At 70.1% G+C, this 23,413-nt stretch carries 25 protein-coding genes; 13 read left to right on the top strand and 12 right to left on the bottom strand.

Features of this window, described 5'->3' with window-relative positions; all coding sequences use genetic code 11:
* Window positions 1-37: 37 nt before the first annotated feature.
* Window positions 38-1,306, top strand: coding sequence for a DNA recombination protein RmuC (locus FY549_RS09400; RefSeq protein ID WP_149084801.1), 1,269 nt, complete (start codon window positions 38-40; stop codon window positions 1,304-1,306).
* Window positions 1,307-1,366: 60 nt separating this feature from the next.
* Here the strand turns inward: FY549_RS09400 and FY549_RS09395 are convergent, their stop codons facing one another.
* Together FY549_RS09395 and glpX are read right to left on the bottom strand one after the other, a co-directional pair.
* Window positions 1,367-1,654, bottom strand: a complete 288-nt coding sequence (locus tag FY549_RS09395) for a hypothetical protein (protein WP_149084800.1) — start codon at window positions 1,652-1,654, stop codon at window positions 1,367-1,369.
* 171 nt (window positions 1,655-1,825) lie between these two features.
* Window positions 1,826-2,812 carry a class II fructose-bisphosphatase gene (glpX, locus tag FY549_RS09390; RefSeq protein WP_149084799.1) on the bottom strand — a complete coding sequence of 329 codons (987 nt, stop codon included), beginning with the start codon at window positions 2,810-2,812 and terminating at the stop codon, window positions 1,826-1,828.
* A 186-nt stretch (window positions 2,813-2,998) separates the two neighbouring features.
* Here glpX and fbaA point away from each other — a divergent pair, with 186 nt between their 5' ends.
* Window positions 2,999-4,027: a class II fructose-bisphosphate aldolase gene (fbaA, locus tag FY549_RS09385; RefSeq protein WP_149084798.1), complete on the top strand. Its 1,029-nt coding sequence runs from the start codon at window positions 2,999-3,001 to the stop codon at window positions 4,025-4,027.
* Between the two features lie 61 nt (window positions 4,028-4,088).
* On the opposite strand, the gene FY549_RS09380 is transcribed toward fbaA, so the two are convergent.
* From FY549_RS09380 to FY549_RS09370, 3 genes are all read right to left on the bottom strand, one after another.
* Complete coding sequence (locus FY549_RS09380) at window positions 4,089-4,610, bottom strand: DUF6264 family protein (RefSeq protein ID WP_149084797.1); 522 nt, start codon at window positions 4,608-4,610, stop codon at window positions 4,089-4,091.
* Between the two features lie 232 nt (window positions 4,611-4,842).
* A complete protein-coding gene (locus tag FY549_RS09375) occupies window positions 4,843-5,634 on the bottom strand; it encodes an IclR family transcriptional regulator (RefSeq protein WP_149084796.1) in 792 nt (263 codons plus the stop codon).
* Window positions 5,635-5,636: 2 nt separating this feature from the next.
* Window positions 5,637-6,683, bottom strand: coding sequence for a 4-hydroxy-3-methylbut-2-enyl diphosphate reductase (locus tag FY549_RS09370; protein ID WP_187614960.1), 1,047 nt, complete (start codon window positions 6,681-6,683; stop codon window positions 5,637-5,639).
* A gap of 100 nt (window positions 6,684-6,783) precedes the next feature.
* On the opposite strand from FY549_RS09370, the gene xseA reads away from it, so the two are divergent.
* From xseA to FY549_RS09340, 6 genes are all read left to right on the top strand, one after another.
* Window positions 6,784-8,061 carry an exodeoxyribonuclease VII large subunit gene (gene xseA, locus FY549_RS09365; protein ID WP_149084794.1) on the top strand — a complete coding sequence of 426 codons (1,278 nt, stop codon included), beginning with the start codon at window positions 6,784-6,786 and terminating at the stop codon, window positions 8,059-8,061.
* 36 nt (window positions 8,062-8,097) lie between these two features.
* On the top strand, window positions 8,098-8,331 hold the full coding sequence (locus tag FY549_RS09360; protein WP_187614843.1) for an exodeoxyribonuclease VII small subunit: 234 nt from the start codon (window positions 8,098-8,100) through the stop codon (window positions 8,329-8,331).
* Window positions 8,328-8,972 carry a DUF4245 family protein gene (locus tag FY549_RS09355; protein WP_149084793.1) on the top strand — a complete coding sequence of 215 codons (645 nt, stop codon included), beginning with the start codon at window positions 8,328-8,330 and terminating at the stop codon, window positions 8,970-8,972. The genes FY549_RS09360 and FY549_RS09355 overlap by 4 nt, the downstream gene beginning before the upstream one ends.
* A complete protein-coding gene (locus FY549_RS09350; RefSeq protein WP_149084792.1) occupies window positions 8,969-9,643 on the top strand; it encodes a carbonic anhydrase in 675 nt (224 codons plus the stop codon). Before FY549_RS09355 ends, FY549_RS09350 begins: the two co-directional genes overlap by 4 nt.
* Entirely contained in the window at window positions 9,640-11,034 is a 1,395-nt protein-coding gene (locus tag FY549_RS09345; RefSeq protein ID WP_149084791.1) for a class II fumarate hydratase, read from the top strand. Before FY549_RS09350 ends, FY549_RS09345 begins: the two co-directional genes overlap by 4 nt.
* 293 nt (window positions 11,035-11,327) lie before the next feature.
* On the top strand, window positions 11,328-12,164 hold the full coding sequence (locus FY549_RS09340; RefSeq protein WP_149084790.1) for a type IV toxin-antitoxin system AbiEi family antitoxin domain-containing protein: 837 nt from the start codon (window positions 11,328-11,330) through the stop codon (window positions 12,162-12,164).
* A 260-nt stretch (window positions 12,165-12,424) separates the two neighbouring features.
* On the opposite strand, the gene FY549_RS09335 is transcribed toward FY549_RS09340, so the two are convergent.
* From FY549_RS09335 to FY549_RS09325, 3 genes are all read right to left on the bottom strand, one after another.
* Complete coding sequence (locus FY549_RS09335) at window positions 12,425-13,807, bottom strand: PhoH family protein (RefSeq protein WP_149084789.1); 1,383 nt, start codon at window positions 13,805-13,807, stop codon at window positions 12,425-12,427.
* Window positions 13,808-13,965: 158 nt separating this feature from the next.
* Window positions 13,966-15,096: an aminotransferase class V-fold PLP-dependent enzyme gene (locus tag FY549_RS09330; protein WP_149084788.1), complete on the bottom strand. Its 1,131-nt coding sequence runs from the start codon at window positions 15,094-15,096 to the stop codon at window positions 13,966-13,968.
* A 33-nt stretch (window positions 15,097-15,129) separates the two neighbouring features.
* Complete coding sequence (locus tag FY549_RS09325; protein WP_149086067.1) at window positions 15,130-15,909, bottom strand: isoprenyl transferase; 780 nt, start codon at window positions 15,907-15,909, stop codon at window positions 15,130-15,132.
* Between the two features lie 96 nt (window positions 15,910-16,005).
* Between FY549_RS09325 and trhA the strand changes: the two genes are divergently transcribed.
* Window positions 16,006-16,737: a PAQR family membrane homeostasis protein TrhA gene (gene trhA / locus FY549_RS09320; protein WP_149084787.1), complete on the top strand. Its 732-nt coding sequence runs from the start codon at window positions 16,006-16,008 to the stop codon at window positions 16,735-16,737.
* 7 nt (window positions 16,738-16,744) lie between these two features.
* Here the strand turns inward: trhA and FY549_RS09315 are convergent, their stop codons facing one another.
* Window positions 16,745-17,023 carry a hypothetical protein gene (locus tag FY549_RS09315; protein WP_200838886.1) on the bottom strand — a complete coding sequence of 93 codons (279 nt, stop codon included), beginning with the start codon at window positions 17,021-17,023 and terminating at the stop codon, window positions 16,745-16,747.
* Between the two features lie 68 nt (window positions 17,024-17,091).
* On the opposite strand from FY549_RS09315, the gene FY549_RS09310 reads away from it, so the two are divergent.
* On the top strand, window positions 17,092-17,478 hold the full coding sequence (locus tag FY549_RS09310) for a DUF4307 domain-containing protein (RefSeq protein ID WP_149084786.1): 387 nt from the start codon (window positions 17,092-17,094) through the stop codon (window positions 17,476-17,478).
* Between the two features lie 97 nt (window positions 17,479-17,575).
* Window positions 17,576-18,064 (top strand): transcription elongation factor GreA, encoded by a 489-nt coding sequence (gene greA, locus FY549_RS09305; protein WP_149084785.1) that lies wholly within the window; start codon window positions 17,576-17,578, stop codon window positions 18,062-18,064.
* A 69-nt stretch (window positions 18,065-18,133) separates the two neighbouring features.
* On the opposite strand, the gene ilvA is transcribed toward greA, so the two are convergent.
* Window positions 18,134-19,363, bottom strand: a complete 1,230-nt coding sequence (ilvA, locus tag FY549_RS09300; protein WP_149084784.1) for a threonine ammonia-lyase — start codon at window positions 19,361-19,363, stop codon at window positions 18,134-18,136.
* Window positions 19,360-20,556 carry an AI-2E family transporter gene (locus tag FY549_RS09295; protein WP_149084783.1) on the bottom strand — a complete coding sequence of 399 codons (1,197 nt, stop codon included), beginning with the start codon at window positions 20,554-20,556 and terminating at the stop codon, window positions 19,360-19,362. The genes ilvA and FY549_RS09295 overlap by 4 nt, the downstream gene beginning before the upstream one ends.
* 85 nt (window positions 20,557-20,641) lie before the next feature.
* On the opposite strand from FY549_RS09295, the gene FY549_RS09290 reads away from it, so the two are divergent.
* Window positions 20,642-21,901: a winged helix-turn-helix domain-containing protein gene (locus FY549_RS09290; protein WP_149084782.1), complete on the top strand. Its 1,260-nt coding sequence runs from the start codon at window positions 20,642-20,644 to the stop codon at window positions 21,899-21,901.
* Window positions 21,898-22,794: a hypothetical protein gene (locus tag FY549_RS09285; protein ID WP_149084781.1), complete on the top strand. Its 897-nt coding sequence runs from the start codon at window positions 21,898-21,900 to the stop codon at window positions 22,792-22,794. Before FY549_RS09290 ends, FY549_RS09285 begins: the two co-directional genes overlap by 4 nt.
* A 10-nt stretch (window positions 22,795-22,804) precedes the next feature.
* Here the strand turns inward: FY549_RS09285 and FY549_RS09280 are convergent, their stop codons facing one another.
* Complete coding sequence (locus FY549_RS09280; protein ID WP_025103933.1) at window positions 22,805-23,371, bottom strand: LemA family protein; 567 nt, start codon at window positions 23,369-23,371, stop codon at window positions 22,805-22,807.
* Between the last annotated feature and the right edge of the window lie 42 nt (window positions 23,372-23,413).

Genomic DNA, 23,413 nt, shown 5'->3' with positions numbered 1-23,413 from the left:
GCCGAGCAATGTCGGACGTCCTCGGCATCATGGAGCCATGGATGCCCTGTCGATCGTTCTCCTCCTCGCGGCTCTCTCCGCGGGGGTCGCTCTGGGCTGGTTCCTGCGGGGCGGGCGGAGCGCTGCCGACATCGCGCGCATGCAGGCAGAACTCGCCGCCGCCCGAGACGACCGCGACCGTCAGTACGACCTCTATCGCGACGCGGTCGAGCACGCGCGCTCCGAGCAGCGCGCGGAGGCGCAGCGCGTCCAGCAGCAGAACGCGGTGCTGCAGGCCCTGGCCCCGGTCCGCGAGAGTCTGCAGCAGATGCAGTCCAAGGTCACCGCGATCGAGAGCGAGCGGCAAGCGCAGTTCGGCACACTCGCCGAGCAGCTCCGGCGCGCTCAGGAGTCCGACGAAGCGCTCCGCGCGACCACCGAGTCGCTCGCGGGCGCCCTGCGCTCGACATCCACACGAGGCGTCTGGGGCGAGACCCAGCTGCGCCGCGTCGTCGAGGCCGCAGGACTGACCAGGCACGTGGACTTCGATCTGCAGGCGACGATCTCCTCGGACCGCGGCCAAGGGCGCCCCGACATGGTCGTCCGGCTGCCGGGTGGCACGTCGATCGCCGTGGACGCGAAGGTGCCCCTCGACGCCTACCTGGAGGCGTCCGCGCTCCCGCTCGGCGATGCCCACGAGTCGCAGCGCCGCGCCCACATGCAGAAGCACGTCCGCGCGGTCCGCGCTCACGTCGACGCCCTCGCCAAGAAGGCCTACTGGTCGGGGCTCGACGCGAGCCCCGAGTTCGTGATCTGCTTCCTGCCGAGCGAGTCGCTGCTGGCGGCCGCCATCGACGAGGACCCGACGCTGCTCGACTACGCCTTCAGCCGTCGCGTGGCCCTCGCCTCCCCCGTCAACCTCTGGGCCGTCCTCAAGACCGTGGCCTACACGTGGACGCAGCAGGAGGTGTCGACGGAGGCACGGACGTTGCTGGCGCTCGGCACTCAGCTCTACGAGCGGCTCGGAACGCTCGCGGGGCATGCGGACGACCTGCGGCGGGCGATCGAGCGCACGGTCGACAGCTACAACCGCTTCGCGGGCTCGCTGGAGTCGCGGGTGCTCGTCACCGCCCGCCAGTTCCCCGGAGTGGATGCCGATGCACTGGCTCCGGCCTCGGCGATCACTGCGGAAGGACGGCGCTTCACGGCCCCGGAGTTACTGCCCCCGACGGAAGCCGATCACGCCGCGGACGGCATACAGGCCGACGTGGGCGAGGTCCGTGCGCGTCTGGATCACGTCGACACGGCCGATCGTCGCAGACGGTGACTGTCCGCGCGCCTGGGCCCGCTCACGACGCGCACCATCGACGGCTCCCGACCCTCGGTGTCAGGCGACGCCCGGGACGCCGCTGAGCAGCAGGATGACGAGGCCACTCGTGGCGAGGAAGGCGCCGATCATCCACCAGGCGCTCACCTCGTGCCCCTCGGCGCGGCGGACGCGGAACAACACGTCGGCGCGACGAGCCGGATCGACGGCCGGCTGCGCAACAGGGGCCGGTGGGGTGACGGCCGCCGCCTCCGCATCTGCGCTCACTCGGAGGATCCGTCCGGTGTTCGTGGTGATGATCTTCGTCGGCGCGGCGCTCTTCGAGCCGCTCGTGTGCTGCGTTGTCATGCGTTCGCCCTCCTGTGCCTGCGGTGCCTGGCGGCTCCGTCGACGGCGACAAACCCAGTGACAATTGTGACACGGGGGCTCGGAGAACCGGGGCCGACTCGTGCAGGAGGCGATACCGGGTCGGTAACGATGCCAGGGATCCGCGCCGCGGTCATCGTCGCGGGAGAGCGCTCACAACCATTTCGAGACGAGGTGCTCCGAGGCGATGCGCCGCAGCGTTCCGGAGGCACCGCGCAGGACCACGCTCTCGGTGTAGACGTAGCCGCGCTCACGCCGCACACCGGCGACGAGCTGGCCGTCCGTGACACCGGTGGCGACGAAGATCGTGTTGTTGCCCTGCACGAGGTCGTCCGCCTCGTAGACCCGGTCCATCTCCAGCCCGGCGTCGATGCCCCGCTGACGCTCATCGTCATCGCGCGGCCACAGTCGGCCCTGGATGTGACCACCCAATGCCTTGATCGCGCAAGCGGTGACGATGCCTTCGGGACTTCCGCCGATGCCGACGCACATGTCGGTGCGGGCGTCGTGGCGGGCGGCGTTGATGCCCCCGGCCACATCACCGTCGCTCATGAGCCGGGTCCCGGCACCGGCGTCGCGGATCTCCTGGATGAGCTGCTCGTGCCGCGGTCGGTTGAGGACCGACACGACGATCTCGTCCACAGGCTTGTCCAGCGCACCCGCGAGCTTGCGGATGTTCTCACCGATCGGGAGACGGATGTCCACGACGCCGACGCCGGCCGGGCCGGTCACGAGCTTGTCCATATAGAAGACGCTGGAGGCGTCGAGCATCGTGTCCCGGTCGGACACCGCGATCACGGAGAGCGCGTTCTGTCGACCCGCGGCGGTCAGAGACGTGCCGTCGATGGGGTCCACCGCGATGTCGCAGAGAGGTCCGCGGCCGGTGCCGACGACCTCCCCGTTGAACAGCATCGGGGCGTTGTCCTTCTCCCCCTCGCCGATCACCACGCGGCCCTGGAAGTCGACGGTCCCGAGGAAGGCCCGCATCGCGTCCACCGCCGCACCGTCCGCGGCCTCCTTCGCCCCGCGACCGATGAAGGGAACGGCACGGATCGCCGCCGCCTCGGTCGCGCGCACCAGCTCCATCGCGAGGTTACGGTCGGGACGGAGCGGGCTCAGGTCGGCAGTCAGACTCACCATGAACGCAAGCCTAGCCAGCCGTTGCGGATCGGCCCGCTGTTTTCGGGGGCGGAAGGATGAAGGATTCGCGATTCTTAACGCATTCGCAGGAGACGGCGCCCCGCCGCGACCGCCGCCCTGCCGTCCGCCGACAGCCGCCCCGATAGAGTGGCACCTGTCCCGGCTTCACCTACCGCAGGAGTTCTCATGCCCGTCGCCACCCCGGATCAGTACGCCGACATGCTCGACCGCGCGAAGGCAGGCGGCTTCGCGTACCCCGCGTTCAACGTCTCCAGCTCGCAGACGATCAACGCCGTCCTCCAGGGCCTGACCGAGGCCGGGTCCGACGGCATCATCCAGGTCACGACGGGCGGCGCGGACTACTTCGCCGGCCACACGGTCAAGGCCCGCGCGACCGGCGCCCTCGCCTTCGCCCGCTACGCCACCGAGGTCGCGAAGAACTACCCCGTCACCGTCGCCCTGCACACCGATCACTGCCCGAAGGATGCCCTCGCCGGCTTCGTCGAGCCGCTCATCGCCGCCTCCGAGGAAGAGGTCAAGGCCGGCCGCAACCCGATCTTCCAGTCCCACATGTGGGACGGGTCGGCCGTGCCGCTGTCCGAGAACATCGAGATCGCCAAGGAGCTGCTCCCCCGCATGAAGGCCATCAACGCGATCCTCGAGGTCGAGATCGGCGTCGTCGGCGGCGAGGAGGACGGCGTCCAGCACGAGGGCTCGAACGAGGCTCTGTACACGACGTTCGCCGACGTGGACCAGGCCGTCCAGGCGCTGGGCCTCGGTGAGCAGGGCCGCTACATCGCCGCTCTCACCTTCGGCAACGTCCACGGCGTCTACAAGCCGGGCGGCGTGAAGCTGCGTCCGGAACTGCTCGGCGAGATCCAGGCCGAGGTCGCCGCGAAGTACAACACGGGCGCCAAGCCGCTCGACCTCGTCTTCCACGGCGGTTCGGGCTCGACCGACGAGGAGATCGCCCTCGCGGTCGCCAACGGTGTCATCAAGATGAACATCGACACCGACACGCAGTACGCCTACACCCGTGCGATCGCGGACTACATGTTCAAGAACTACGACGGCGTGCTCAAGGTCGACGGCGAGGTCGGCAACAAGAAGCAGTACGACCCGCGTGCCTGGGGCAAGATCGCCGAGTCGGCGATGGCGGCCCGCGTCGTCGAGTCGACCCGTCAGCTCGGCTCGTACGGCCAGTCGAAGAGCTGACCTCCCCGTCACGCAGAAGGGGCCCGGCACGACGCCGGGCCCCTTCTGCGTATCCGCGGGATCAGCGGCCGCCCGCGGCTTGGTCCAGGTAGGCGATGAACGCCGGATCGCCCATCATCGGCACCACGAGGCAGAGGGCGGCGATCCCCACGGTGACCACCGCTCCCACGAGGGGAAGCCACCACGTGAGTCGGCCACGGCGGAGGCGCCGGATCGACAGGGCGGCCGTCACGCTCCAGCCGACGGCCAGCACGACAGCGGCCACCGTGCCCCAGATACGCCCCGCGGCGTAGTTCGTGAACTCCCCCTCGATCCCCAGCATCGCCATGGTCTGATTCATGACCGGAACGATGTCGAGGTACGACAGACCGGTGACGACCACGTTGACCAGACCGTAGGCGAGCAGTGCGATCGTCGCGAACCGGTCCACCGGGTGGGAGCGCGCCGGTGCCTCCGCTGCGGGCTCGGCCGTCGGAGCCGGCGCGGCCGTCTCGACCATCTCTGCCACGGGCGGGAGGCCCGCCGCTCTCCGCTGCTCCTCTGGCGTGGCGATTTCCCCGTAACGAGGGCGCTGGTCGGTCATCCCGCCATGGTATCGGCCGGGGCTCGGCCGCCCTCTCAGGAACCGAGTCCGCAACCGATAGCGGCCCCGGAGAAGTGGGGACTTCTCGGGGCCGCGGACGTGGAGCGCTGGGGACGCTCCTCATCCCGTTGGTCACCGGCGCTGGGGACGCCATGGGCAACCAGTAGGGCGTTGTCAGCCGCTACGTCTTCGATCTTAGGGAAGCGCGAATACTCACACCAGGGCCAGGAATTCAGATGGTGAACTCCGCGTCGAGCCCCTCGCCGTCGAGAGCGTCCGCACCGAGCTGCAGGGACAGGCGCCGCGCCGTGCGCTGGAGGTTCGACACGAGCCTCCGGTTCACGACGGCCTGGTCGGCGGGAAGGGAGATCGCGAGCGACGCGGTCACGCCGGGGGCCAACACGGGTACCGCGACGCACGTGGCCCCGATGGTGTACTCCTCCCGGTCGATCGTCCAGCCCGGCGTGTGCTCCAACTGCGTGAGGAGAGTCCGTCGATCGCTGATCGTGCGCGGCGTGAGCTCCTCCAGGCGGTGCCGGGAGAGATAGTCCAGGCGGTCCTCCTCCGGCAGCTCCGCGAGGATCTGCTTTCCGAGCGCGGTCGCGTGTGCGCTCGCATGCAGACCCACCCACAGCTCGATGCGGGGGTTCCGCACCGCGTCCACGATGTCGACCATGTGCATCTCACCGTCGGCGTACCGGGACAGGTATGCCGTGGCGCCGACATCCTCCGTCACCGCGCGGAGAGCGGCGCGCACCCGTGCGAGGAACACACCGCGCGAGTCGATCTGCTGCTGGAAGGACGGGAACCGGCTCCCCAGCACGAGGCCGTCGGGTTCCGCGCTGAGATATCCCTCGTGGACCAGCGTACGCACGAGGTTGTAGGTGGTACCCGGCGTCAGCCCTGTGATCGATGAGAGCATCTTCGCGGGGAGGGGCCGCGGCGAGTTGGCCACGATGTCGACGAGGCGGAGCGCGCGTTGCACGGACCCGATGAGGGTCGGCTCCGCCTCCGCGGCGTTCACCGCTACGCGCCTCCTCCGGCGGAGGCGCGGCCGCCGAGCGCGCGCGCGTCGCGCTGGCCCGAAGCGTCCTGACGGAGCTCCTTCGGCAACGAGAACATGAGGTCCTCCTCCGCCGTCTTCACCTCTTCCACGTCGCGGTACCCGGCGTCTCCGATCGCGTCGAGCACCTCACGGACGAGCACCTCGGGCACCGACGCACCACTGGTGACGCCCACGGTCTCCACACCGTCGAGCCACTCCTGCTGGATCTCCTCGGCGTAGTCGACCCGGTAGGCCGCCTTCGCGCCGTATTCGAGGGCGACCTCGACGAGACGGACGCTGTTCGAGGAGTTGGCGGAACCCACGACGATCACGAGATCGGCGCCCTGGGCGACCTTCTTGATGGCGACCTGCCGGTTCTGGGTCGCGTAGCAGATGTCGTCGGACGGCGGGTTGTGCAGCTCGGGGAATCGGGTGCGGAGTCGGTTGACGGTCTCCATGGTCTCGTCGACGGAGAGCGTCGTCTGCGACAGCCAGACCACCTTCGACGGGTCCTTGACCTGCACGGTGTCGGCTTCCTCCGGCGAGTTGACGACCGTGACGTGGTTCGGTGCCTCTCCCGCGGTGCCCTCGACCTCCTCATGCCCGTCGTGGCCGATGAGCAGGATCTCGAAATCGTCGCGCGCGAAGCGGACGGCTTCCCGGTGCACCTTGGTGACCAGGGGACACGTGGCATCGATGGCGTGGAGGCCGCGGTCCGACGCCGCACTGACGACGGCCGGCGAGACGCCGTGTGCACTGAAGACGACGTGCGCGCCCTCCGGGACCTCGTCGACCTCCTCAACGAAGATCGCACCCTTGGCCTCGAGCTCGGTCACGACATGGATGTTGTGGACGATCTGCTTGCGGACGTACACGGGCGCTCCGTAGCGCTCGAGCGCCTTCTCCACGGCCACCACGGCCCGGTCCACCCCGGCACAGTAGCCGCGGGGGGCGGCAAGCAGGACGCGCTTGTGTCCGGGCACCGGGTTATCCTGAAGCCGCCCGGCCGCGGCGCGCACTCGTGGGATGCGAGGAGCGGGAAGATGAACGGCAGTCGAAGTCACCCCTCGATTCTACCGTCGCTGGGCTGAACGGGGCCGGTGAGCGCAGGGGCAGGAACAGGAGCAGATGACAGTCTTCGAAGCGACGATCGGACCGGGTGAGACACCGCCGGCAGATGCCGTCGCCCCCCGCGACTCCACCGCCCAGGCGCCGACCTCGGTCGCGCGGCTGAACGCGACCATCCGCGACTTCGTGGCCCGCTGGAACACCGTCTGGGTCGAGGGCGAGATCACCTCCTGGAACGTCCGCGCCGGCAACGTCTTCGCCCGCCTCAAGGACACCCGCTCCGACGCTCAGATCTCCATCCGCGTGTGGTCGAGCGTGCGCCCCCGCATCCCGGCCGACCTGGGCGTGGGCGATCACGTCGTCGCCGCCGTCAAGGCCGACTACTTCGTCCGCTCCGGCGACTTCAGCTTCGCGGTCTCGGCCATGAAGCACGTGGGGCTCGGCGATCAGCTCGAGCGGCTGGAGCGGCTGCGGGTGCAGCTCCGCCAGGAGGGGCTCTTCGACACGGCCCGCAAGAAGCGGCTGCCGTTCCTCCCGCACGTCATCGGTCTCATCACCGGCGAGCGCTCCGACGCGGAGAAGGACGTACACCGCAACGCGGAGTTGCGCTGGCCTCAGGTGCGTTTCAAGACCGCGTACGCCGCAGTGCAGGGCGACCGCTGCGTCCCTGACACGTTGGCAGCACTCGCCCGCCTGGACGCCGACCCCGAGGTCGACGTCATCATCATCGCGCGCGGCGGCGGCGACCCGCAGACCCTCCTCGGCTTCAGCGACGAGCGCCTCGTGCGCGCGGTGGCTGCGGCGTCCACGCCGATCGTGAGCGCCATCGGCCATGAGAACGACCACCCGCTCCTCGACGACGTCGCCGACCTGCGCGCGTCGACGCCGACCGACGCCGCCAAGCGGGTCGTGCCGGATGTCGGTGAGCAGCGTGCCCTCATCGCTCAGCTCCGATCGCGGGCCACCAGCCGGCTCACGCAGCGCCTCACGCACGACATCGCGCAACTCGAGCAGCTGCGGTCCCGGCCCGTGCTGCGTTCCCCGGACCCGATCATCGAGACCCGCGCACAGGAGACCTTCCTGCTCCAGGCCCGCGGCCGCGACGCGGTCACTCGCCAGCTCGACGACGCCGGTCGCCGGACCAGCGAGCTCCGCGCGTCGCTGCGCGCCCTGTCCCCCGCCGCGACCCTGGCCCGCGGCTACGCGATCGCGCATCTCGAGGGGGGCGTGATCCTGCGCGATGCGGCTGACGCCCCCGCCGGAAGCGCGCTCACACTCACGGTGGATCGCGGGTCTGTCGCGGTGCGCTCGGAGGGCGAGATTCCCGAAGACGCCTGAGCAGGAGGCGTCCGGGGCACGACGTAGGATGGAGGAGTGAGCGCCGTGAACGACACCCCCGTGGACACGCTGTCGTTCGAGGCGGCCCGAGACGAGCTCGTGCAGGTCGTGGCCGAGCTCGAACAGGGGGCGCCGACCCTCGAGCACTCGCTCGCTCTCTGGGAGCGCGGAGAGGCCCTGGCCGCTCGCTGCGAGGAATGGCTGCTGGGCGCGAAGCGTCGTCTGGAAGCGGCACGGACCGCCACCGCCGACGAGAGCGACGCGTCATGAGCAAGGGCCCCGCGATCAACGCCGACCTCGGCCGACCGGAGACGCCCGAGGAAACCGCCGCGCGCAAGGCCGCGTCGAGCAAGGCGTATCGGTCGAGCCAGACGGTCCGCAACCTCGTCGCCGCCCTCGTCGTCACCCTCGCGGTCGTCGCCGTCATCATCGCGCTCGTCCCCCGAGGTGAGCCGGTCGCGGCGAAACCGATCGACGTGGCCGCGATCGCCGCGGACGTCGAGTCGTCCATGGGCAGCCCGGCGATCGTTCCCGAACCGGACAAGTTCTGGCGGGTGAACGCCGCCGAGCTCCAGAGCGGAGCGCCCGTGGTCTGGGAGGTCACGCTGGCGCCGGCGGCACAGGACGAGCGCGGGTTCATCAAGCTCGCCCAGGCGTTCGATGCCGCCGCCTCGTGGGCCCCACAGCGCCTGAACGGCGTCGCCCCCACCGACACCGTGCGCATCGGCGGTCTGGAGTGGGACGTCTATCAGCCCGGATCGGCCGGCGCCGAGGCGAACGTCACCTACGCCCTCGGCACTCAGGCCGGCGACGACTACGTGCTCCTTTACGGCTCCCGCTCGGCGGACTCCACCGCCGAGCTCGCGGAGTCCCTCATCCCCCAGATCCGCACTGTCTCGGAGGCCCGATGACCCACCCGCTCACCCCCGCCGCCGCCTGGAAGCAGATGCAGGACGGCAACCGTCGTTTCGTCCGCGACGAGCCGCAGCACCCGAACCAGAACGTCGACCGCCGCAAGGACCTCACCGCGGCGCAGCACCCGGTCGCGACGCTGTTCGGCTGCTCGGACTCCCGCCTCGCCGCAGAGATCATCTTCGACCTCGGTCTCGGCGACCTCTTCGTCGTCCGCAACGCCGGACAGGTCATCGGCGAGTCGATCGTCGCGAGCCTGGAATATGCGGTCGCCGTTCTGGAGGTGCCGCTCATCGTGGTCCTCGCGCACGACTCCTGCGGTGCGGTGCGCGCCGCCATCGACGGCACGGCCATCGACGCCGACCCGCTGCCCCCGCACATCTGGAAGCTCATCGCGCCGATCGTCCCGGCTGCCCGCAAGGTCCTCGCGGAGAGCGGCGGAGGCACGGTGGCCGACATCGATGCGGAACTCGTCGGACGCGAGCACCTGCGCAACACGGTCAACGACCTGCTGCAGTCGTCCGAGATCATCAGCAACGCCGTCGCCGAGGGCCGCCTGGGCATCGTCGGCGCCAACTACCGTCTGGCCGAGGGCGAGGCAGTGCCCGTCGTCACGGTCGGCATCGAGGCCGAGGGGATCGACCCCGCAACCAAGGAGGGTTCGGAATGACCGACACCGAGTACCGCATCGAACACGACACCATGGGTGAGGTGCGAGTGCCCGTGAACGCGCTCTACGGGGCGCAGACGCAGCGAGCCGTGGAGAACTTCCCGATCTCCGGGAAGGGCCTGGAGTCCACCCAGATCGCGGCGCTCGCGCGCATCAAGAAGGCCGCCGCCCTCGCGAACAAGGAGCTGGGGACGCTCGACGGCGGCATCGCCGACGCGATCGCGCAGGCCGCGGACCAGGTCGCGTCCGGCGCTCACGACGGGGAGTTCCCCGTCGACACCTACCAGACCGGCTCCGGCACCTCGTCGAACATGAACATGAACGAGGTCCTGGCGACGCTCGCGAGCCGCATCCTCGGCTCGACCGTGCACCCCAACGACCACGTCAACGCCTCGCAGTCCTCGAACGACGTGTTCCCGACCTCGGTGCACATCGCGGTCACCCAGGCGCTCATCGACACCCTGATCCCGGCGCTCGACCACCTCGCGGTCGCGCTCGAGGCCAAGGCGGAGCTCTGGAAGGACGCGGTCAAGTCCGGCCGCACGCACCTCATGGACGCGACGCCCGTCACGCTCGGCCAGGAGTTCGGCGGTTACGCGCGTCAGATCCGTCTTGGCATCGAGCGCGTGCAGTCGGCACTCCCCCGCGTGGCGGAGGTGCCCCTCGGCGGCACGGCCGTCGGCACCGGCATCAACACGCCGCTCGGCTTCCCGCAGAAGGTCATCGAGCTGCTCGCCGCCGAGACCGAGCTGCCGATCACCGAGGCGAAGGACCACTTCGAGGCGCAGGCGAACCGCGACGGTCTCGTCGAGGCCTCCGGAGCGCTGCGCACGATCGCCGTGTCGCTCACGAAGATCAACAACGATCTGCGCTGGATGGGCTCCGGCCCCAACACGGGCCTCGGCGAGCTGCACATCCCCGACCTGCAGCCCGGGTCGTCGATCATGCCGGGCAAGGTGAACCCCGTCGTGCCCGAGGCCGTGCTGATGGTGTGCGCCCGTGTCATCGGCAACGACGCCACGGTCGCCTGGGCCGGTGCCTCCGGCTCGTTCGAGCTGAACGTCGCCATCCCGGTCATGGGCACCGCGCTGCTCGAGTCGATCCGTCTGCTCTCCAACGCCTCCCGGGTGCTCGCCGACAAGACCATCGACGGCCTGCAGGCGAACCTCGACCGCGCCGCCGCCTTCGCGGGCATGAGCCCGTCGATCGTGACGCCGCTGAACAAGCTCATCGGCTATGAGGCAGCGGCGAAGATCGCCAAGCACTCCGTGGCGAAGGGAATCACCGTCCGCGACGCCGTGATCGACCTCGGCTACGTCGAGCGCGGCGAGCTCACCCTGGAGCAGCTCGACGAGAAGCTCGACCTCCTGTCGATGACCCACCCGGGCTGATCGATCGACCCACGGATGCCGCGAGGACCTCGGTCCTCGCGGCATCCTCCGTGTCCGGCTCCCTCCCGCGAACTCTCCCTCCGCCCTGTCCTCCCCCGTCTCCCCCCTCTCCCCCGTTCCTGGTACTGATGCACGACCGAGCGACGTCCGCACGTCGGATCGACTGGAGGAGGGCGCCCCTCGTGCCCGAATCGTGCAGCTGACTCTTCCTGCACGAACCCCCAGACGCCCGGGCACGTCCCCACGACGCACCATGGGCGCCGTCGTGGCAGGAGAGAGAGCAGAATCGGCGGATGCTCGATCCCGCCTCAACCCTCCACCGTCTCGGAGGAATCGCCCGAGGTCGCGACCTCGGCGCCTTCGGTATCTCGCGGGCCGCGTTGTCCCGGGCGGTTCACGCGGGCCGCATCATCCGCGTGCGCGCCGGAGTCTTCGCCGCTCACGGCACCGAGGCGCCGGTGCTGACGGCCGCTGCCCACGGCGGCGCGCTCACCTGCGGAAGCGCGCTGCGCGCCCACGGCGTCTGGGTACTGTCGGACAGCGACGCCCCGCACGTGTGGCTCGGTCGCAACGGGCGCACCCATCCGCATGCCGGGTGCCGCTGCCTCCGACACCACTTCGAGGGGCACACCCGGTTCGGCATCGTGGCTGTCGAGGTCGCGCTCCTGCACCTGTACCGCTGCGAGGGGGACGAGTCCTTCTTCGTCTCGTTCGAGTCCGCGTGGCGACGCGGTCTGGTCGGGCGGGCCTCGCGGGCTCGGATCCGCGCCGCTCTGCCCCGGGACGCCCGGTGGCTCGTCGACTTCGCTCGCTCCGATGCGGACAGTGGACTGGAGTCTCTCCTCCGCCTCCGCCTCCATCTGCTGGGCATCGCACTCGCCACCCAGGTCTCCATCCCCGGTGTCGGCAGGGTCGACTTCGTGGCGGACGGCTTCCTCATCATCGAGGTCGACGGCAGGGAGCACCACGGTGCACCGGCCATGCGACACCGCGACCTCGCTCGGGACGCCGCCGCCTCACGCCTCGGCTATGAGACCCTGCGCTTCGACTATGCCCAGGTCGTGCACGACTGGCCGGAGGTGCAAGCTGCCGTCGAAGGGGCCCTGCGCCGCGCCCACGACCGTGCCTGACCACCCGCGATCAGTCCCGTTCGCACGACCAGGTTCCGTCCGCACGATCGCCGCGCCACCCCCGGGCCACGACCGGTGCACGGTCGTGCAGGTGTCGACACGCCCCTTGTCGCGCCCGCACGACCCGGGTACGGGTGCACGACCGGATGATCGAAACCGACCTACGACCGTACCCGGATCGTGCAACCGTACCCGAAGGGTGGAGCCGTCGTGGATCGTGCGGCCGTCACCGGGTCGTGCGGACGGGGCGATGGAGGGAGTCAGCTCAGCTCTCCGCCTTCCAGGAGGTCGGTGACGAGGGCGGCGATCGCGGACCGTTCCGAACGGGTGAGGGTGACGTGGCCGAACAGATCGTGTCCCTTGAGGGTCTCGATGACACTCGCGATGCCGTCGTGTCGCCCGACCCGCAGGTTGTCGCGCTGCCCGACGTCGTGCGTCAGGATGACCCGGGAGTTCTGCCCCATACGACTGAGCACCGTGAGCAGGACGTTCCGCTCCAGGGACTGCGCCTCGTCCACGATCACGAAGGCGTCGTGGAGAGAACGCCCCCGGATGTGGGTGAGGGGCATGACCTCGAGCAGCCCGCGCTCCACCACCTCGTCGATGACGTTGCCCGAGACGACGGAGCCGAGCGTGTCGTACACCGCCTGCCCCCAGGGGTTCATCTTCTCCCCCTGGTCGCCCGGCAGGTACCCGAGCTCCTGACCTCCGACGGCGAAGAGCGGCCGGAAGACGATGATCTTCTTCTGCTGCTGTCGCTCCAGCACGGCCTCCAGACCCGCGCACAGGGCGAGCGCCGACTTCCCCGTGCCCGCCCGGCCGCCGAGTGACACGATGCCCACCTCGGGGTCGAGGAGCAGGTCGATCGCGATGCGCTGTTCGGCTGAGCGCCCGTGCATGCCGAAGATGTCCCTGTCACCTCGGACGAGCCGGAACTCCCCGTCGCCGGTGACCCGCCCGAGGGCCGACCCGCGCTCGGAGTGGATGATGAGCCCGGTGTTGACCGGGAGCCCATGCACGTCTTCGCTGATCCCGACCTCGCTCTCGTAGAGGTCGCTGATGTCGTCGCCGGAGAGGTCGAGGGTGGCGATGCCCGTCCACCCCGAGTCCACGGCCTGCTCCGCCAGGTACTCCTCGGCGCGCAGCCCGAGCGACGCGGCCTTGACCCGCATCGGGAGGTCCTTCGAGACGATGGTGACGTCCTGTCCGTCCTGCGCAAGGTGCATCGCCACCGAGAGGATGCGGCTGTCGTTGTCGCTGAGGCGGATGCCGGCGGGGAGGACCGAGAGGTCGGCGTTGCTCAGCTCGACCCGCAGCGTGCCGCCTTCGCCGACCTCGACGGGAAAGTCGAGGCGGCCGTGCTCGACGCGGAGGTCGTCGAGGTGCCGCAGCGCCTGCCGCGCGAAGTACCCGATCTCCGGGTCGTGCCGCTTGCCCTCGAGCTCGGTGATGACCACCACCGGGAGCACGACCGAGTGCTCCGCGAAGCGGAAGAATGCCTGCGGATCGCTCAGCAGGACCGAGGTGTCGAGGACGTAGGTGCGCAGATCCTGATCGGGTTCTGCGGCCGCCGCCTGTCTCGTCGTCTGACGGGTGGACTGCTGCGCGGTGCTGGTGGACTGCTGCGCTGAACGTGTGGTCACGACCCACTCCCGACCCGGGGATTCCCGGCTATTCGAACGAGTCGACCAGGGGGTCACGAGTCGCGAACCTGAGGCCGACCCGACCGGGCGCCTTGCCCAATGCCTTGACCGTACGACCGCCCGAGGGTTTTCCACGGACTCGACACGCCAGCGATTCGTTACGGGACGATGAACGATTCCGTGCCGAGCGCGCCGAGCGTCTCGTCGAGGAGGTCGAGGGTCTGGGCGTCGGTGCCGGCGTGGGGCGCCACCCGAATCGACCCGCCGCGAGCGGTGACGACGACCCCGGCGTTGGCGAGGGCCGCCGCCAGCCGAGCGGGATCGTCGGGGGCGAGCGCGACGATCCCGGCACGCTCTCTCCGCTCCCGCGGCGATGCGACGGCGATGCCGTGCCGGTCGGCGATCGCGATCACCGCATCCACGTGCGCGGCGACCCGCTCCTCGATCGCCGCGACGCCCGCGTCACGCACGTCGCGCGCGCCGATCGCGAGCCGACCGGCGGCCAGCGGGTCCGGCATGCTGACCGTGTAGGCCTGCGCACCGGCCGCCGGCGCGGGGAGCTCGTCGACGAACAGCCCGCTCGCGGTCGTGCCGGTGATGCCGGAGAGCACGGGCGCGATCCGTTCCCGCGCGCGCGACGAGAACCACGCGAAGCCGGTGCCGCGGCCGGCCCGGAGCCACTTGTAACCGTGGCCGACGACGACGTCCGCGACGCTGTAGTCGGCGTCGATCACGCCGAAGGACTGCACGGCATCGACGATGAGGAGCCGGTCCGGGCCGAGGACCTCGCGCAGCGCGGTCAGATCCGCCCGGTATCCCGTTCGGAAGTCGACGTGGCTGACGGCCAGCGCCACGACGTCATCGTCCAGCGCGGCGGCCACGACGTCGGGGGTGACCCGCCCGTCGCCGGGGGTGACCCAGCGGGGTGTGAGCGCGTGGTCCGATGCGGTCGCCGCGCGTTCCAGGGTGAGGCTGACGCTCGGGAACTCCGCCGTGCTGGCGATGACCCCGCCGGCGATGCCGTAGAGCGCGTGCATGAGGCCATGCGTCGACGACGGTTGCAGGGTGACGTCCGCCGCCTCCGCATCGAGGAGCTCGGCGATGACGTCCTTCGCCTGTCCGATCCGCTCCCCCACCAGAGCCAGTGACGAGGGCCGTCCGCTGCCGAGCAGATCCGCGTCCGCGAAGACCTCCGCCCGGACCGAGGGCGAGACGGGGCCGAACGCCGCCCAGTTCAGGTATCCCGGCTCGGCGTCGAACGTACCGACGTAGTCGTCCAGTGTGCTCACTGCGTCATTCTGGCACGGGCGCGCACACCCGGGTCACCGTCCGAATCGTCGATCCCTGTCGGCGAAGTCCCGGATCGCGCGGAGGAAGTCGACCTGCCGGAGGTCGGGGCCGAGCGCCTCGACGAAGTAGAACTCGCTGTGGGCGCTCTGCCACAGCAGGAAGTCGCTCAGCCGCTGCTCGCCGCTCGTTCGGATCACGAGGTCGGGGTCGGGCTGACCTCCCGTGTAGAGGTGCTCCCCGATCATCTCCGGGGTGAGCTGCGCCGCGAGGTCCTCCATGGTGCCGCCCGACGCCTCGTGCTTCGTGATGATGCTGCGCACCGCGTCGACGATCTCGTTGCGGCCCCCGTAGCCGACGGCGAGATTCACGTGCAGGCCGGTGTGCTCCTTCGTCCTGTTCTCCGCGTCCGCGAGCACGCGCGCCAGCTCGGCGGGAAGGATGTCCGAGCGGCCGACGTGCTTGACTCGCCAGTTCCCCTTCTGAGAGAGGGCTTCGGCGAGCTCCGCGATGATCTCGATGAGGTCGGCGAGCTCCGCCGAGTCCCGTTTGCGCAGGTTGTCGCTGGAGAGCAGGTAGAGCGAGACGACCCGCACCCCCAGCTCGTCGCACCAGCCGAGGAACTCCTGCATCTTGGCCGCCCCCGCCCGATGGCCTTCGGCGGGGGTGTCGAAGCCGAGCTGCCGCGCCCATCGGCGGTTGCCGTCGATCATCATCGCGACGTGATGCGGAACGGTGCTCGGGTCGAGGTGACGACGCAGCCGGCTGGTGTACAGCCGGTACAGCGGCCCGCGCCCCGGGCTCTCGCGTGACATCACCCACCCACGCTACCCTGCCCCGCCCTCCCGCGCCGCTGCACAGCCTGGGGACATGTACGGGTCGGGGCATGCGCTCCGGCTTAGAGTGAGCACGTGAGCACTTCCGATCAGACCGGCACCGATGTCCCCAAGCTGCCGCTGCTGGAAGCGGCAGCCGCCGATGCCGCGACCGAGATCAAACCGACCTGGCGCGGATGGATCCACGCCGGGACGTTCCCCGTCGCGGTCGCCGCCGGCATCGTCCTCATCGTGCTGTCGCAGGGCGCGGCCGCGAAGTGGGCCGCCGTGGTCTTCATGGTCACCTCGCTGCTCCTGTTCGGGAACTCGGCCGTCTACCACCGTTTCAACTGGCGGCCTCGGGTGAAGGCGATCCTCAAGCGCATCGATCATGCGAACATCCTGCTGCTCATCGCCGGCACGTACACGCCGCTCGCGACTCTGGCACTGCCCCCGGAGAAGGGGGTGCTGCTGCTGACGCTGGTCTGGAGCGGGGCCCTCCTCGGCATCCTCTTCCGCGTCTTCTGGATCAATGCGCCGCGCTGGCTCTACGTGGCGCTCTACCTGCTGCTCGGCTGGGCTGCGGTGATGTACCTCGTCGACCTGCTCAACGCCAACGTGGCGATGATGGTGCTCGTGATCGTCGGCGGTCTGCTCTACACGGGCGGCGCCGTCGTCTACGCGCTCAAGAAGCCCAACCCGTGGCCCGGCCACTTCGGCTTCCACGAGATCTTCCACGTGTGCACGGTCCTGGCGTTCCTGTGCCACTGGACGGCATGCCTGCTGATCGCCCTGCAGCCGCTCTCGCCGTCGCTCGGCGCGCCCTGAGCACGGGTCAGCGCTCGCGCGGCTCCTCGTCCGGCGCATCCGGTGCGGTGCGGCCGTCGTCTGCAGCGCTCTCGGCGGCGCGCGCGGCCTCTTCCGCGTCGAGCTCCTCGCGCACCTCCTCGCGGTATCGCACCCGCCGGATCCGGCGGTTCATGTCCCAGATCAGCAGGATCACGGCGACGAGCACGATGACGATCACCGCGAAGCCGGCGAAACCCGGCGTGACCGACTCCGGAGCCACCGTCATCGACGGCGTCGGCATCGGAGTCTCGGAGAGGAAGCGCATGAATCGGCCTTTCGTACGCAGGTCGCATAACCTGGTATCACCAGCCTAACGACCGGAAGACCCTGCCTGTGACGACCGCCCGCCAGCTCGACGAACGCTATGGCCGCACCCACCGGCGTCGGTGGCCGTGGGTCCTCGCCGGGGCCGTCGCCCTGCTCCTCCTCGCCGCCCTCGCCTGGTCCACCGTGAGTCAGTCCCTGAGTTCGGTCGACGCCGACGACCTGGGGTTCGAGCTCGTGGACGAACACGCCGTGGACGTGCGCTTCCAGGTGACCGGTGTCCAGGGCAAGGACGTCGTGTGCGTGCTCGAGGCCCTCGACGAGGAGTTCGGCGTCGTGGGCTGGAAGGTCGTGGAGATCCCGGCCGGAGACGCCCACTCGCTCGAACGCGCGGAGCGCATCCCGACCGTCGCGGAGGCCACGACAGGTTTGGTGAACACCTGCTGGGTCGCCTAGACTTGTCGCAGACAGACGACGCCCCGGCACCGCGCCGGGGCGTCTTGGCATATCCCCCGCGGCATCTCGGCGGGATCCCGATAGAAGGAGCTTCGTCATGTCCACCGATGCTCAGGTCCCCTTCCTCACGCAGGAAGCCTATGACCGGCTCGTCGCCGAGCTGGAGCACCTCTCCACCGTCGGCCGCGACGAGATCGCCAAGCGCATCGAGGCGGCCCGCGAGGAGGGCGACCTCAAGGAGAACGGCGGTTACCACGCGGCGAAGGACGAGCAGGGCAAGCAGGAGGCGCGCATCCGCACGCTGGAGGCGCTCCTGAAGACGGCGAAGGTCGGCGAAGCCCCCGCCAGCCGCGGCATCGTCGAGCCGGGCACGGTCGTCACCGCGATCGTCGCGGGCGGCGAGGAGGTCTTCCTCCTCGGCAGCCGCGAGATCGCGGCCGGCAGCGACCTCGACGTCTACAGCGAGGCCAGCCCACTCGGCAAGGCGATCCTCGGCCTGAAGGTCGGCGACTCCTCCTCGTACGAGGCGCCGAACGGCCGCTCCATCAGCGTCGAGATCGTGAAGGTCGAGACCTACACGGGCTGATCCTCCCGGAACGGGAGAACGCACCCCCTCGGCCGCCATGGTCGAGGGGGTGCGTCGTGTCGGGTGGGGTCAGTCCGGGACCACGATGGGCGTGAAGCCGGCGCGACGAAGGGTGTCGAGCGTGTGGTCCGAATGCTCGGCGCCGCGGGTCTCGACGCTGAGCTCCAGGATGACCTCGCTGATCTGCAGCCCGTGGCCGTGGCGGGTGTGCATCGCTTCGATGACGTTCGCCCCCGCTTCGGCGATGAGCTCGGACACCCGTGCGAGCTGACCCGGGCGATCGGGCAGCGGGATGCGGATCGTCAGGTAGCGGCCGGAGGCGGCAAGGCCGTGGGAGACCACGCGCTGCAGCAGCAGCGGGTCGATGTTGCCGCCCGACAGCACGGCCATCGTCGTGCCGGTCGCCGTCACGCGGCCGGAGAGGATGGCGGCGACACCGGCGGCTCCGGCAGGCTCGACCACGACCTTCGCCTGCTCCAGGAGCACCAGCATCGCCCGGGCGAGGTCGTCGTCGGACACCGTGACGACCTCGTCGACGAGATCCTTGATGATCTCGAACGGCACGGCACCCGGCCGAGCCACGAGGATGCCGTCCGCGATGGTCGGCCGCGTCACGATGTCGACGGGCTCCCCGGCCGCCAGCGACGGCGGCACCGCGGCTGCGTTCTCGGCCTGCACGCCGATCACCCGGATGGTGCGGCCGAGCTCGGCGGCCTTGGCCTTGACCGCGGCGGCAACCCCGGCGATGAGACCACCGCCGCCGATGCCGAGGACGACGGTGTCGATCTCCGGTGCGTCCTCCAGCAGCTCCAACCCGAGGGTCCCCTGCCCGATGACGATGTCGCGGTGGTCGAACGGGTGGATCAGCACGGCGCCGGTCCGCTCGGAGAACTCGGCGGCGAGGCGGAGCGATGTCGCCACGGTCTCACCTTCGAGCACCACCTCGGCACCGTAGCCTCTCGTGGCGAGCAGCTTGGGCACCGGCACGCCCAGCGGCATGAAGATCGTGGCCGGGATGCCGAGCGCCTGCGCGGCGAGGGCCACCCCCTGCGCATGGTTGCCTGCCGACGCCGCCACGACACCGCGGGCGCGTTCCTCCGCACTGAGCCGGGACAGCCGGTAGGCGGCGCCGCGGATCTTGAAGGATCCCGTGCGCTGCAGGTTCTCCATCTTCAGCAGCACGGGGGCGCCGAGGGCGTCGGACAGCGCTCGGGAGGGCAGTGTCGGGGTGTGCGAGATCACCTCAGCCAGACTTCGAGCCGCGTCCTGGAACTCGGTCAGGCTGGGGACTGCGCTCATTGACTCCTCCGTCTCCGCTCGCGCGGAACTGTGCTCCAGATCAGGTCTCCGCTCGGCCCGACGCCGGTGCGCCAGGAGCCCGAGCTGATGGTCACCGCGGCGACGTTCACGAACGCGGCCAGCGGGACGGCGAAGAGGGCGCCGGGGATGCCCGCGATCATCGCGCCGCCCGCGACCACGAGGACGACGGCGAGCGGGTGCACCTTCACGGCCGAGCCCATGAGCAGCGGCTGCAGGATGTGCCCCTCGATCTGCTGGACGGCGAGCACGACGACGAGCATCCACAGCGCGATCCAGGGACCGTTGTAGACGAGTGCGAGGAAGACCGCGACGGCTCCGGTGACGACGGCACCGACGATGGGGATGAACGAGCCGAGGAACACGAGGACCGCGACGGGCAGGGCGAGCGGGACCTGGAGCAGGAACGCACCGAGGCCGATGCCGATCGCGTCGATGGTCGCCACGAAGAGTTGCGTCCTGGCGTAGTTGACGATCGTGGTCCAGCCGTTGCGCGCGGCGCCGTCGACGGCCGGACGGGCCTTGCGGGGGAAGATCCGCAGCGTCCAGCGCCAGATGCCGGCACCGTCGGCGAGGAGGCAGATGAGGATGAACAGCGACAGCAGCGCGCCCGTGGCGACGTGCCCGACGGTCGTCCCGATCGCGAGGGCGCCCGTCCACAGGACCTGGGCCTGCTCACTGATGAAGTCGAGGCCCTGCTGCAGGTAGTCGGCGATCTGGGTGTCCGAGAGGTTCAGCGGACCGTCATGGAGCCACACCTGGAACTGGTCGAAGGCCTCGGCCGTGCGCTGCTGCACGTCCGGGAGCTGGGCCCGCACCTGCCAGACGACGAGCCACATGAGGCCCGTGACGATGGCGATCGTGCCGATCAGGGACACCGCGATCGCGAGCCACCGCGGGAAACCGTGGCGCAGCATCCACGAGAAGGCGGGCCACAGCAGCGCCGTGATGAGGATGCCGACCATGAGTGGGATGACCAGAAGCTTGAGCAGCATGACCAGCCAGATGAACACCCCGATGGCCGCCGCGATGAGGAGCAGGCGCCAGGCGTAGCTCGCCGTGATGCGCAGCGGCAGCGGCACCGCCTCGTCGGCCTCGGTGGTCACGGTCCGGTCGGTCACCACGGGGCGCGAACGGAACAGGTCGCGCAGCCGGGGTCGCTGGTCCTCGCTCATCGCCTCAGTCTACGGTGATGCCGTATGCCGTTCGACGTATCTTGCGCGCGGCCACGATGTCCGATACCGGGGATACGCTGGCGGCGTGACCGACTCCCTCAGTCCCGCCCAGGCGCGACGGATCGCCCTCGCCGCCCAGGGTTTCACCCGCGCCCGTCCCGCGACCGTGTCGGGGCGCCACCTCCACCGCGTGATGGATCGTCTCGGCGTCCTGCAGATCGACTCGGTCAACGTGTTCGCGCGGTCGCACTACCTCCCCCTCTTCTCCCGGCTCGGTGCGTACGATCCGGCGCTCCTGGATCGTCTCTTCCTCTCCCGGACGACGCACTACGTCGAGTACCTCGCGCACGAGGCGACCTTCATTCCGGTCGAGGACTGGCCGTTGTGGCGGTTCCGCATGGACGACTTCCGGCGGCGCTGGTCCGCGGAGGACTCCTGGCTCCGCACCAACGCGCGGACGGTGCAGTGGGTGCAGGACGAGCTCCGTGCCCGCGGCCCTCTCCGTCCCGTCGACCTCCGCGCCGACGCCCCTCGCGAGCGCGGCACGTGGTGGGACTGGGATGAGGTCAAGCTCGCCCTGGAGCACCTGTGGCGCACGGGCGACGTCGCGGTGAGCGGGCGCCGCGGATTCGAACGCACGTACGCCCTCGCCGAGCAGGTGATCCCCGACGACGTCCGTTCCCGCGAGGTGCCCCGCGCGGAGGCGATCGGTGAGCTCGTCCGGCGTGCCGCGCGATCCAGTGGCGTCGCCACGGCGGCGGACCTCGCGGACTACTACCGTCTTCGCGACCGCGCCGCGGTGACCGGGGCCATCGACGATCTCGTCGACGCCGGCGAACTGCAGCCGGTCGCCGTCCGCGGGTGGGAACGCGGCGGCCGCCCCCTCCCCGCCTGGCGGCATCGCGATGCGGTACTCCCGCGCCGGGTCGAGGCCGCCGCCCTGCTGACCCCCTTCGATCCCGTCGTGTGGTTCCGGGATCGCGCACTGCGGGCGTTCGAGCTGGACTACCGGATCGAGATCTACGTCCCGGCCGCGAAGCGGCGCTACGGCTACTACTCGCTCCCCGTGCTGGTCGGCGATCGGATCGTCGCCCGGGTCGACCTCAAGGCCGATCGCGGCTCCTCGACTCTCCAGGTGCAGTCGGCCTGGTGGGAGCCGCAGGCTCGCCCGGGAGACGCCGAGGCGATCGCGACGGAGCTCCTGCTCGCCGCGGGCTGGCAGGGTCTCGCCCAGGTCTCGGTCTCGGGATGGGGCGACGCGACCGCAGCGCTGCACGCCGCCCTCTCCTCGGCCGCGCCGGGTGCGGTGCGACGTCACGTGCACATCCGGGAGGGCGCCGCGTGAAGCGACGCCGATGGTGGCTTCTGAGCGGGCTCGTCGCGATCCTGGCGATCGCCGGAGCGGTGTGGTGGGGCGTCGTGATGGACTCCCCCTCCGCCGAGGACGCGGCGGAGGGTTACCTCCGTGCGCTGGAGTCCGGCGACCCGGAGGCGGTCGTGGCCACGGGGGCCCCGGTGTCCGAGACGGCCCTCACCGCCTTCGCCGGAGCGACGTCGACACTTGAGGGCGCAGAGGTGACGGGCGTGCGCGACCGCGACGGCGACACGACGGCGACCGTGTCCTTCCGGTTGGACGGCGCGGACTACGAGGGGCGTCTCACCCTGACGCGCGAGAGCGGCCGGTGGGCCGTCGACGACTCCGGGCTCGGGGCGCTCACCGTCACGACCACGATCGGCTCGGGGGTGCGGGTCGGAGAGTCCGTCGTCCCGGCGGCGGAGGAGATCGCGCTGCTGCCCGCCGTGTATCCGGTGGCCGCCGCACCGGCGACGTTGCTCACCGGCGCGGCCGAGGTCGTCGTCCTGCCCGGCGGGTCAGCAGCGGCGAAGGTGACAGCCGAGCTCCGCCCCGCCGCGACCGATGCCGCGCAGGCGCAGCTCGAAGACTATCTGCAGACCTGCACCGCCGGTGGCAGCGAGGTTCCGGAGAACTGCGGCATCCGGATCCCCTGGGGCACCGAGCTCCGGGAGGTCTCCGACGTGGCCTTCCGGGTGGAACGGTATCCCGCCGTGGCCCTCGACCCGGTGGCGTTCACCGCGCACGATGGCATCCTCGAGGCGACCGTGACGGGCGTCGGACACGACGGACAGGCCCGCACGGTCACGTACCGGAACACGGCGTGGAGCGTGCGGGGGACCGTCGAGGTCGGCACAGACGAACTCGCCCTCACCGTGTGGTGAGGGCGAGGGATCAGAACTGCACGCGGGGAGGCTCGGAGATGGCGCCGCTGTCTGCGACCTCGAAGAACTCCCGCTCGGTGAACCCCAGGCCCTTGGCGAACAGGTTGTTGGGGAACACCTTGATCTTGGTGTTCAGCTCCCGCACACCGCCGTTGTAGAACCGCCGGGCTGCCTGGATCTTGTCCTCGGTGTCGACAAGCGCCTGCTGCAGCTGGAGGAAGTTCTGACTGGCTTGAAGCTGCGGGTACGCCTCGGCGACAGCGAAGAGGCTTCGCAGCGCCTGCTGAAGGTGCCCTTCCGCGATACCTGCCTCACCGGGGCTTCCGGCGGAGAGCGTCTCGGCGCGGGCGCGGGTGACGTTCTCGAACACGGCCTTCTCGTGCGAGGCATAGCCCTTGACCGTCTCGATGAGGTTGGGAATGAGGTCGGCGCGGCGCTTGAGCTGGACCGTGATGCCGCTCCAGGCCTCGTCCACGCGGACGTTCAGCTGCACCAGCGAGTTGTACGTCGCCCAGAGGTAGACGCCGACGAGCAGGATCACCCCGACGACGATCAGTACCGGCACGAGCCATTCCATCACTGCCCCACCCTTTCCCGTGTTTCTCTCATCCTAGATGCG

Origin of the sequence: Microbacterium sp. 1S1 (assembly GCF_008271365.1) — a bacterium.
In the GTDB taxonomy this organism is placed as follows: Bacteria; Actinomycetota; Actinomycetes; order Actinomycetales; family Microbacteriaceae; genus Microbacterium.
This window is presented reverse-complemented; position numbering and strand designations above follow the sequence as displayed.

Excerpts from the sequence above, each read along its gene's own strand:
- FY549_RS09400 (WP_149084801.1), top strand. The coding sequence starts at position 38 with ATGGATGCCCTGTCGATCGTTCTCCTCCTCGCGGCTCTCTCCGCGGGG.
- FY549_RS09395 (WP_149084800.1), bottom strand. The coding sequence starts at position 1,654 with ATGACAACGCAGCACACGAGCGGCTCGAAGAGCGCCGCGCCGACGAAG.
- glpX (WP_149084799.1), bottom strand. The coding sequence starts at position 2,812 with ATGGTGAGTCTGACTGCCGACCTGAGCCCGCTCCGTCCCGACCGTAAC.
- fbaA (WP_149084798.1), top strand. The coding sequence starts at position 2,999 with ATGCCCGTCGCCACCCCGGATCAGTACGCCGACATGCTCGACCGCGCG.
- FY549_RS09380 (WP_149084797.1), bottom strand. The coding sequence starts at position 4,610 with ATGACCGACCAGCGCCCTCGTTACGGGGAAATCGCCACGCCAGAGGAG.
- xseA (WP_149084794.1), top strand. The coding sequence starts at position 6,784 with ATGACAGTCTTCGAAGCGACGATCGGACCGGGTGAGACACCGCCGGCA.
- FY549_RS09355 (WP_149084793.1), top strand. The coding sequence starts at position 8,328 with ATGAGCAAGGGCCCCGCGATCAACGCCGACCTCGGCCGACCGGAGACG.
- FY549_RS09350 (WP_149084792.1), top strand. The coding sequence starts at position 8,969 with ATGACCCACCCGCTCACCCCCGCCGCCGCCTGGAAGCAGATGCAGGAC.
- FY549_RS09345 (WP_149084791.1), top strand. The coding sequence starts at position 9,640 with ATGACCGACACCGAGTACCGCATCGAACACGACACCATGGGTGAGGTG.
- FY549_RS09340 (WP_149084790.1), top strand. The coding sequence starts at position 11,328 with ATGCTCGATCCCGCCTCAACCCTCCACCGTCTCGGAGGAATCGCCCGA.
- FY549_RS09325 (WP_149086067.1), bottom strand. The coding sequence starts at position 15,909 with ATGTCACGCGAGAGCCCGGGGCGCGGGCCGCTGTACCGGCTGTACACC.
- FY549_RS09315 (WP_200838886.1), bottom strand. The coding sequence starts at position 17,023 with ATGCGCTTCCTCTCCGAGACTCCGATGCCGACGCCGTCGATGACGGTG.
- greA (WP_149084785.1), top strand. The coding sequence starts at position 17,576 with ATGTCCACCGATGCTCAGGTCCCCTTCCTCACGCAGGAAGCCTATGAC.
- ilvA (WP_149084784.1), bottom strand. The coding sequence starts at position 19,363 with ATGAGCGCAGTCCCCAGCCTGACCGAGTTCCAGGACGCGGCTCGAAGT.
- FY549_RS09295 (WP_149084783.1), bottom strand. The coding sequence starts at position 20,556 with ATGAGCGAGGACCAGCGACCCCGGCTGCGCGACCTGTTCCGTTCGCGC.
- FY549_RS09280 (WP_025103933.1), bottom strand. The coding sequence starts at position 23,371 with ATGGAATGGCTCGTGCCGGTACTGATCGTCGTCGGGGTGATCCTGCTC.